General features: G+C 37.9%; 9 protein-coding genes and 1 pseudogene. 5 read left to right on the plus strand and 5 right to left on the minus strand.

Annotated elements, in window-relative coordinates; translation table 11 throughout:
- Positions 1-67: 67 nt before the first annotated feature.
- On the minus strand, positions 68-520 hold the full coding sequence (locus V7K97_RS19465) for an AAA family ATPase (protein ID WP_334802639.1): 453 nt from the start codon (positions 518-520) through the stop codon (positions 68-70).
- Between the two features lie 632 nt (positions 521-1,152).
- Here V7K97_RS19465 and V7K97_RS19470 point away from each other — a divergent pair.
- Positions 1,153-2,520 (plus strand): ATP-binding protein, encoded by a 1,368-nt coding sequence (locus V7K97_RS19470; RefSeq protein WP_334802640.1) that lies wholly within the window; start codon positions 1,153-1,155, stop codon positions 2,518-2,520.
- A gap of 54 nt (positions 2,521-2,574) precedes the next feature.
- Here the strand turns inward: V7K97_RS19470 and V7K97_RS19475 are convergent, their stop codons facing one another.
- Both V7K97_RS19475 and V7K97_RS19480 read right to left on the minus strand, forming a co-directional pair.
- Positions 2,575-3,099 carry a hypothetical protein gene (locus V7K97_RS19475; protein ID WP_334802641.1) on the minus strand — a complete coding sequence of 175 codons (525 nt, stop codon included), beginning with the start codon at positions 3,097-3,099 and terminating at the stop codon, positions 2,575-2,577.
- Positions 3,100-3,107: 8 nt separating this feature from the next.
- Complete coding sequence (locus tag V7K97_RS19480; RefSeq protein ID WP_334802642.1) at positions 3,108-4,349, minus strand: AAA family ATPase; 1,242 nt, start codon at positions 4,347-4,349, stop codon at positions 3,108-3,110.
- 85 nt (positions 4,350-4,434) lie between these two features.
- Here V7K97_RS19480 and V7K97_RS19485 point away from each other — a divergent pair.
- A pseudogene (locus tag V7K97_RS19485) lies at positions 4,435-4,990 on the plus strand (ATP-binding cassette domain-containing protein); the annotation flags it as partial.
- Positions 4,991-4,992: 2 nt separating this feature from the next.
- Here the strand turns inward: V7K97_RS19485 and V7K97_RS19490 are convergent.
- Positions 4,993-5,673 carry a tetratricopeptide repeat protein gene (locus V7K97_RS19490; protein WP_334802643.1) on the minus strand — a complete coding sequence of 227 codons (681 nt, stop codon included), beginning with the start codon at positions 5,671-5,673 and terminating at the stop codon, positions 4,993-4,995.
- A gap of 822 nt (positions 5,674-6,495) precedes the next feature.
- On the opposite strand from V7K97_RS19490, the gene V7K97_RS19495 reads away from it, so the two are divergent.
- Both V7K97_RS19495 and V7K97_RS19500 read left to right on the plus strand, forming a co-directional pair.
- Positions 6,496-6,834 (plus strand): YbjQ family protein, encoded by a 339-nt coding sequence (locus tag V7K97_RS19495; protein ID WP_334802644.1) that lies wholly within the window; start codon positions 6,496-6,498, stop codon positions 6,832-6,834.
- Between the two features lie 376 nt (positions 6,835-7,210).
- A complete protein-coding gene (locus V7K97_RS19500) occupies positions 7,211-7,846 on the plus strand; it encodes a hypothetical protein (protein WP_334802645.1) in 636 nt (211 codons plus the stop codon).
- 148 nt (positions 7,847-7,994) lie between these two features.
- Here the strand turns inward: V7K97_RS19500 and V7K97_RS19505 are convergent, their stop codons facing one another.
- Complete coding sequence (locus V7K97_RS19505) at positions 7,995-8,267, minus strand: hypothetical protein (RefSeq protein WP_334802646.1); 273 nt, start codon at positions 8,265-8,267, stop codon at positions 7,995-7,997.
- A 24-nt stretch (positions 8,268-8,291) separates the two neighbouring features.
- On the opposite strand from V7K97_RS19505, the gene V7K97_RS19510 reads away from it, so the two are divergent.
- The gene (locus tag V7K97_RS19510; protein ID WP_334802647.1) at positions 8,292-8,474 is read left to right on the plus strand and encodes a hypothetical protein; all 183 of its coding nucleotides are present in this window, start codon (positions 8,292-8,294) and stop codon (positions 8,472-8,474) included.
- Positions 8,475-8,635: the final 161 nt, after the last annotated feature.

The raw sequence follows: 8,635 nt of genomic DNA on the forward strand, positions 1-8,635 counted from the left end.
TTGGCGAACCCTACTTACATTCAACAACGCTAAAAGCTTCGGAGCGTGTGTCCTTTTAGTTCTTTTCTCATATATTCTCTATTTTGTTGATATTTAAAACTGGACGACCTCTTTGGTAACGATAGTAAAAATAGACATCACTTTCATTTTGATATCTTTGTTCATTTTCTACAGCTTCGTCTACCAACTCTAGTCTTTGACCAATCGAAGTCAAGTTCACGTAGTAGCGTAAAGGCTGGGATCTTTGAGGATAATCTAAAGTAACTTCTATTTTTGCTACTGGATTTTCCTGTCCACCCTTCCACAAAAACTCACTAATCCCTCCCCCTTGCCGAAATGGGGCAGGTAAGTCTGTGGGTGTTGCCTTTAAAATTCCAATTGCTTCAATTAAATTTGATTTACCCGAAATGTTAGCCCCAATTAAGACATTGAGCGGTTGCAGTTCAATTTCTTCACCTTCACTTCCATAGGAAAGGAAGTTTTCTAATCGCAGAGTGCGGATAAATCTTTTACCTTCCATTCAATTTTCCTATTTATCTATATTTTATAAATATCATAGATACTATGGCACTCCTGTCTGATTTCAGAACAATATTTCAAATGAAACCCTGATAAAACAAGCTTTTCAGTCTCAGTATGTTTTCAAAAATGAAATCGGAGTCCTGTAGTAATTACGCACGGAGATTTTATAACATTGAATTATACGTGATGTTACAGGCAAAAGGCGATGCCTGCGGCAGGCTACACCTACACTCAAGGATATTTTACCTTTGTCGGCAAAATGGTGCTGTGGTATTTGTCTAACATTAGTAGGGCTAGGACTTAAGCACACTCTACGAATTGATAAATTCAGCTTTTTGGCAATTTTTCCGTAATTCTTAATTGGTATCAATTGTCCAGTAGGCATCGACTGAATTTAATTATGTGTTGCCCTAAATTATTGATATGCACAATTCATGAATTGTGTATACGTCATTTTCACTAGATATATAGTATGGAAAATCATACATTAACTAACACAAAGAGTTTTGCAGCATAACTGTGATTTTAAGCAGTAATCAGGGAAATATAAGTTTGATTAACTTTGCAATTATCGCAATGCTTGTTTGGGGTGTTACCAGAAATATTAACTCAACTTTAAGGATTGAAAGTATGCTGGCTATACATAGCATGACAAATGCTAATAATTTGAACTTGCGATTAGAGTCTACTTTACAAGAATTACCACTTTGGTCTGTTTACGTCGAGGCAGATAGTCCAGCAAATGATTTGAATACACTCTTTAAGCAAGAGCCTTTACTACCAGGAATTATCCTAGTGAAAAATCATGACTATCTGGGGATGATTTCGCGGCAAAAATTTTTTGAACACATGAGCCGTCCCTATAGTTTCCCACTATTTTCTAAACGACCTGCGATAAATTTGATTAATTTTCTTCAACCAGAGGTGTGTATAATTTCTGAGGATACGATGATTGTAGAAGCAACTCAGGTAGCCTTGCAGCGAGTACCTCAATTTGTATATGAGCCGATTTTAATAGAAACTCACTTAGGCAGCTATAAACTACTCGATTTCCATCAGTTACTTTTAGCTTACTCCCAAATTAATATTTTAACATTAGCTCAACTAGAGCAAGTAGAAGAGCAATCTAGAATTGCCAAAGCGGGTTTTCGTAACCTGAAGAATAACTATACCCGATTAATTCAGAATGAAAAAATGGCTGCTTTGGGACAGCTCGTTGCTGGAATTGCACACGAAATCAATAACCCTGTAAACTTTATCGCTGGCAACCTTGGTTATGCGCTCAATTACGCTCAAGATTTACTAAAATTAGTTAGTTTATACCAACATCATTATCCGGTGCCAGTGGCAGAAATTAAAACTGCGATCGCTGAAATGGAACTAGAATTTTTAACTGCTGATTTCCTCAAGCTTCTTGATTCTATGAAGTTTGGTACTAAGCGTATCCAAGAGATAGTTCTTTCTTTACGCAACTTCTCTCGCCTCGATGAATCTGACAAAAAAATAGTTGATATTCATGAAGGTATTGATAGTACTCTAATAATATTACAAAGCCGTCTAACAAATCAGCAAACAGGTCAAACAATTACTATTATTAAAGAATATGGAAATATACCCTTAGTAGAATGCTACGCTGGGTTAATTAATCAAGTATTTATGAATATAATAACAAATGCGATTGATGCTATCTTCGAGAGTTTGGAATCAGGTTATTCAACTCTCAAATCACCATTAATTAGTATTCGTACTGAAGCCACAGATAATCAGCAAGTAGTTATTCGCATTGCTGATAATGGTACAGGAATTCCCAAGGATATACAAAAACGATTATTTGATCCCTTTTTCACCACTAAACCCGTCGGTAAAGGCACTGGATTAGGGTTATCTATCAGCTATCAAATCGTTGTAGAAAAACATTGTGGTCAACTCCAATGTATATCTACTGTAAAAGAAGGAACGGAGTTTATTATTACAATTCCTGTCCAACTTAATTCCTGACAAGTTAGTGAAAAAACCTCTATTTTGGGCAAATAGTAATCTCTCAAGGATATTTTACCCTTTTGTTCGGCTGCTTCGACGCGTAGGTGGCTGTGGTGGCGGTGGTTCTTGAGATTTTAGCTTGTCATCATCAGTCAAAAATTCTACATGAAAACCCTTTTGGTGATAATGCCAACCCAAGATGACAATACTTGCATCACCCATAGAAGTCTTTTCTACAGCTTGATTGGGGAATTTAGCGGCTAAGTTTTTCAATTCTTCCTCTTCCCAAAGAACAATTTGCTCACGGAACTTAGCCCAAGGTGTAGTTTCATCAGCTGCATAAGTCATAATTTCGGCAAATTTTTGAGCTGCTATACGTTTACTTTCTGAATTTGCTGTTTTAGCCTGTGCAATGTGATTACCTGTTTCTATAACAGCAGCTAAAGGAAGTACCAGTGTTGTTGATTTGGCGATTTCTGCCTGAATTTTCTGATTTACACGCTCAAAATTCCATTCATTATTACCAGCAGTTTCTCTACCTGGAACTTGTAACCAAACGCATAAAAGCGATGTATCGATTAGTAGCACCTTTCTCATATTAGTAATTATTCATTATGAGAAAGGCTTCTTTCAATTGCACCTTTAGTTGTCATATCACCTAAAGAATATGATGCAAATAACTTAGAGAAATTATCAATATCTTCTAAGAGTGTAAGCTTGCTTTCTCCAGTTTCTTTATCGCGGTGTGCGACAACCACAAAAGGAACTATCTCTGGGCCTAAAGCATCAAGCAAAGCTGGGTTATGGGTAGTAATTAAAATATCAATTTTCCTTTTGCTGCCAATCTCTCGCAGTATTCTTACAAGTAATTCTGCACGCGATGGATGAAGACCATTATCTATTTCTTCAATTACTAGTTGGCTACCTTCTGGTCGAGTAAGTAATGCTGTAATAATTGCTATAAAACGGAGAGTTCCATCTGACATAGTTTTAGCATCTATTAGTGTCATCTCTCCAGGTTTCCATTCTTCTTCACAGTAGAGCATTGCATCAGTTTTCAGTCTACCAACTGGCTCTGCAAATACTCTTTTAATATCACCTTCTGGTAAATCTTTGATGTAAGCAGATAGAGTCGATTCGACTTCGGCTTTTTGTTGATCATCCAATGCTGCTAGTACACCAGCAATATTAGAACCATCGCTTTCTAAATTATCAGAGAGACGTGAATAATCCCGCATTTTATAAGGAACTGGATTGAGAACTAAAATATTTTCAATTGTTGGCAAAATTATATTATTAATTATGTTGACGCTATTCTTTTGGAAATAATTTAACTGATATGATTCTTTTTTGGATGGTTCAGAAAGAAAATTAGATTCAATAAAATATAAGGGTAGTCCAGAGAAATCACTACGATTAAGCAAGGAACTTCTTGCAGAAAAATTATCACCTGATAATCCAAATTCTATGGGAAAATATTCATGATCGTCTTGAAGAATCGTTATTTTTTCTGTTAAATTATGAATAGTTGGTCTTGTTTGTAATGTGATTCTGTAAAGATAATCTAATTTACCATCATTATCTGCAACTAGCACCTTTAATGTAAACTCATTTTCACCATTTTTTGCAGCCCATTCCACACCACCGCGAATAGATGGAAGTATTTTATCTCCAGCTAAAGCTGCTTCAATATTCTCCCCTCGTGCTATTCTTTGTAAAAATTCCAAAGCTTCAACTACATTAGACTTACCACTTGCATTTGTACCAATTAGAACCGTCAAGGGATCAAGTGGAAGCTCTGCATAACGGAAACTTTTCCAATTTTCTAAGATGAGTTGCTTAAGCATGACCAACTCCAAAAATGCTAAAATTATATTCCTAATACTCTTGATAATAACTTAGAGTGCAAATCGCAGAGTTTAATACACCTTTAAAAAATGGCTAGAGTATGTTGAGCTAGCAGAAAAACGTGATGATTTGGTAAAAACCCTGTCTGGGGGTATGAAACCACGGTTGCAGATTGCGAGAGCTTTATTGCATCAACCGCAAATTTTGTTTTTGGATGAACCAACGGTAGGACTAGACCCCCAAACCAGGCGACGCCTCTGGGAAATTATTCGAGATTTGAATAAACAAGGGATGACGATGCTACTGACGACCAATTATATGGATGAGGTCGAATTTTTGTGCGATGCTTTCGGCTCTACCAAGCCAGGACGTATTGGTATTATGGATAGCGGTAAAGCTGATTTCTTTGGGAACTTTATAACAGCTGCGTTCTGCTCACGCTGAAGGTTTGGTAATGAAACAATTAGGTGTGTCTGATGTCGGAAGTGATGGCGCTCCTAGTTGGGAATATTTGTTTTTCCCATCCTTGGAAGCAGCAAATATCTACTTGAATGAACAGCCTGATAAAACCGGAATGATGGTGCGTCCCTCTAATCTGGAAGATATTTTTGTGGAATTAACGGGACGCAAGTTAGATTAACCTCATCCTCCTAACTGTCGGAGCATGGCTTCTACTCTATCCACACCTTGTGAGTCATTGCGGCGCTTGTACAAGTCACGGGCTTTCTGAAGCAAGCTGTTCGCTTGTTTGGTTTGTTGTCGCTGTTTATACATCGAACCCATTAATTCATAAGTCTGGGCGTTGTTCTTATCCAACTCGATTGCTTGCTCATAAGCCCAGGTAGCTGCACTATAGTCTCCCAGACGGGATTGTGTTACAGCCAATCCTAAATAGGCGTTAACGTTGTTACGGTTCAACTGTATGGCACGACGATAACCTTCTTTTGCCCCAGCTGTGTCACCTAAATTTGCTTTAATATAACCTACAGCGTAATAAAAATCACTGTTGTTAGGGTTGATAGCGATCGCTCGACGATAAGCTGTTAATGCTGCCTGATAATTTCCCTGTTGAGCGTATAAATACCCAATACCTGAATGAATTTTAGCATTTTTGGGGTCTAAACTAGCTGCTTGCTGATAAACTGCGATCGCACCACCATAATCACCAGCATCCACTAACCTCCGTCCTTGCTCCAGTAGTTGCTTTAACTCTGGGTTTTTGCCTTGTGCCACTAATACCTGAGCCTGAGCTACTGAAGGTATGGTAAAGGCAAAACATCCTAGTAACACCACACTAAACACGAATGATGTTGGCTTGTACACAGTAAATTTCCTGAAATTTTAGAGAACTTTTTTCTTGTACATTAAAACAAAAATATGGACTTTTGGAAACTGTATTTATTCGTATTCATTAAGATGTTAATACTTCATTGCCTTTCCTTTACAATCAACACTACATGACAGAGTTTTTACTGAGAAATGAAGTGTCAGCTATCTAGGTTCAGATGAACTTACTCTACATATAAACCACTAGAATAGCAAAATAACACATTTTTTAATCAGTAGTTATACGTGTTAATCGGAGAATCACAACAGGTATCTGAATAAATCCTAGATGCTGATGCGCCGAGGTTACAGGGTTTGACATTCATTCCTGTTTTTTATTTCATTTAATAATTTGCTAACTCTGGATGCAATTTTTAGTCCTTGATACTACCTTTTCAGAAGTCATCACCCAGGGATTCACATCTTTTTCTGGTCATTCACGGTAAGATAAATTTTATAATTAAAATGTTCCTTTAATTCCTGTTTACCGTTGGAGAAAATACTAAAGCTCAAAGCCCAATCTAGAATTGTGTGACAGGATGTTTATCAAAACTGTATTCTGTAATCAAAGTTACAATTTATCAAGTATTTTGATAAACAATTTAATAATAAATATCAACATAATATATCCTATAGGACTAGTATTTGATTTTTGAAATACACGTAGTGGACTGTCTAGGCTAAAATAGTGCATTAGACGTAGGTAGGTTGGTTGGTTGGTTGGTTGGGTGGAGCGGAGCGCAACCCAACATATATTTTTTTTGCTACCGAGATTTTTTCAGAAATCAAATATGATTCCTATATCTAGGAGGTTAATTTGTGATTATAACTACCACTGATGTAATTCAAGGAGCCGTCATTGAGTCATATTTAGGCATTGTGACAGCAGAAGTAGTCTACGGTAGCAATTTCTTGCGGGATTTTTTGGCTGGTATTCGAGATATTATCGGTGGACGCACTGGTAGCTATGAGCGTCTATTTGAGCAGGGTCAACGCAAGGCACTAGAAGAATTAGAACAACGCGCACAACGTTTAGGAGCAAATGCTGTAATCGGGATTGAAATCGATACCGGCACAATCAATCTTGACCAGTCAGGAGTTCTTTTGCTGATTACTGCCACAGGAACGGCTGTGAGGATGCGTTCAAATAATTTGTAATTCGTAATGAGGCTCTCTACGAGACGCTCTTGCTAGCTTGCTTCCCTATAAGGGTACACAGACTGCTAACGTAATTCGCAATTGAGTTTTGTCTTAAGTTTAATTGCACACACTATTAAACCTGATTTCTCGTGAAAGTTAATAAGTTAATTTCCATTTAAAAGCTTTCACATTGAGAATTTATAAATAATTATTCAGACATTAATAAAAACTAAATTGTATTAAAATTTATTAAATTAACTCTGTTTATTCTCACTAAAGATAGACCTATTAACTCTTTCTATTGATAGAGATTAAAGTAGAGTATTTAGTTGTTTAATTCTAAGCATAAACATGAATATAAGCTTTGCTGAAACGGCACTGGAGAACATAAAGTATGTCATACGTAAATCGCGCAAACAATGAGGTTATTTCTACTGAGCCAGTGGTACCAGTTCGAGTAGCTGAATATCACGATCGTGTTCGCTGGGGGCCGATTATTGCTGGTTTGTTGGTTTCTTTAGCTACACAATTAATTTTCAGTTCTATAATTGGTGCGATCGCAGCTGGTACAGTTGAAGGTTCCGGCGCACCCAGAACAATCGCCCCTAACGTTGCAGGGAATGCAGGGCTTTGGTCAACTATCGCTTTGTTAATTTCCCTATTTATTGGTGGTTGGATTACAGCCCGTGCTTCTGGGCCGATGAGCCGCAATACAGCTCTTCTCAACGGTGCAATTCTTTGGGCAACGACTTTGGCAGTTAGCTCGTGGCTATTTGCAAGTGGAGTATCGGGTGCTTTTGGTGTTGCTGCTTCCAACGCTGGGGAAGTCATAAACCAGGTACAACAGCAAGGTGGTGTCCCCAATATTACGCGAACAAATGTAACTGCTCAACAAGCTCGTGACATTGCCACAAATTTACGTTCAGGATTATGGTGGTTTGTATTTGGTTCCTTATTGGGTTTAGTAGCCGCCATGATGGGAGCCGTAGCTGGTACTCGCAATCCCCGGACTAACAATTACAATCCTTAAATAATTGTTTGACAAATCAAATGTTATTTATTTTTAAATAAAAGCACCTTGAAAAAAGGTGCTTTTTATCATGGCTCTGATGTGCATCTTCAACAGCAGTAAATACTTCTGTGGACTCAGTTTAAGCAAGCATCTACGCTGAGGTAAACTAAAATACTTTTGGTTGCTGCCATAGGATGAGTTTCAATTCAGAGCAGTTGCAAGCGCCATTACTGATTTGATGTTCGTGGTCAGCTAGCCAATCATAAATTTGTGCAGCTTTTGCTAATGCCACTTTTTCTGAACGATAAAGCCGAGGAGTAGGGCAATAGGCTTGGCCATTGATGTGTATAGCTGCAATCTGCCAATAGTCGCTGTCTTCACCCTCTGGTACAACGTCTAAAAATCCGCTATTGTAAGACTCGATTATTCCTATGTTCATCTACAACCATCAAACTTTTTAACGTTGGCCACAACAAAGCTGATACCAGCCAATTCTTCCGAGTTAAAGCTGGAATCACCAGGGAATGCAGTAGCAACCCCTACTAATGATTTTGGGTTCGTAGTCAATGAAAATCTGAATTATTGGTCACTTTTTAGCTTGATTCCGTTATTGGCAGCAATAATGGCAAGAGGAATTGTCAATTAAACCTTGAGGCGTAAATCTATCAAGCCAAAAACACTTGTAGAGACGGCGATTGATCGCGTCTCAAAAAGACGGCGATTGATCGCGTCTCAAAAAGACGGCGATTGATCGCGTCTCAAAAAGACGGCGATTGATCGCGTCTCAAAAAGACGGCGATTGATCGC

This window comes from Nostoc sp. (assembly GCF_036917815.1).
Classification (GTDB): Bacteria; Cyanobacteriota; Cyanobacteriia; order Cyanobacteriales; family Nostocaceae; genus Nostoc.

Bases quoted from the DNA above. Each gene is read 5' to 3' on its own strand.
- V7K97_RS19465 (WP_334802639.1), bottom strand. From the start codon at position 520: ATGGAAGGTAAAAGATTTATCCGCACTCTGCGATTAGAAAACTTCCTT.
- V7K97_RS19470 (WP_334802640.1), top strand. From the start codon at position 1,153: ATGCTGGCTATACATAGCATGACAAATGCTAATAATTTGAACTTGCGA.
- V7K97_RS19475 (WP_334802641.1), bottom strand. From the start codon at position 3,099: ATGAGAAAGGTGCTACTAATCGATACATCGCTTTTATGCGTTTGGTTA.
- V7K97_RS19480 (WP_334802642.1), bottom strand. From the start codon at position 4,349: ATGCTTAAGCAACTCATCTTAGAAAATTGGAAAAGTTTCCGTTATGCA.
- V7K97_RS19500 (WP_334802645.1), top strand. From the start codon at position 7,211: ATGTCATACGTAAATCGCGCAAACAATGAGGTTATTTCTACTGAGCCA.
- V7K97_RS19505 (WP_334802646.1), bottom strand. From the start codon at position 8,267: ATGAACATAGGAATAATCGAGTCTTACAATAGCGGATTTTTAGACGTT.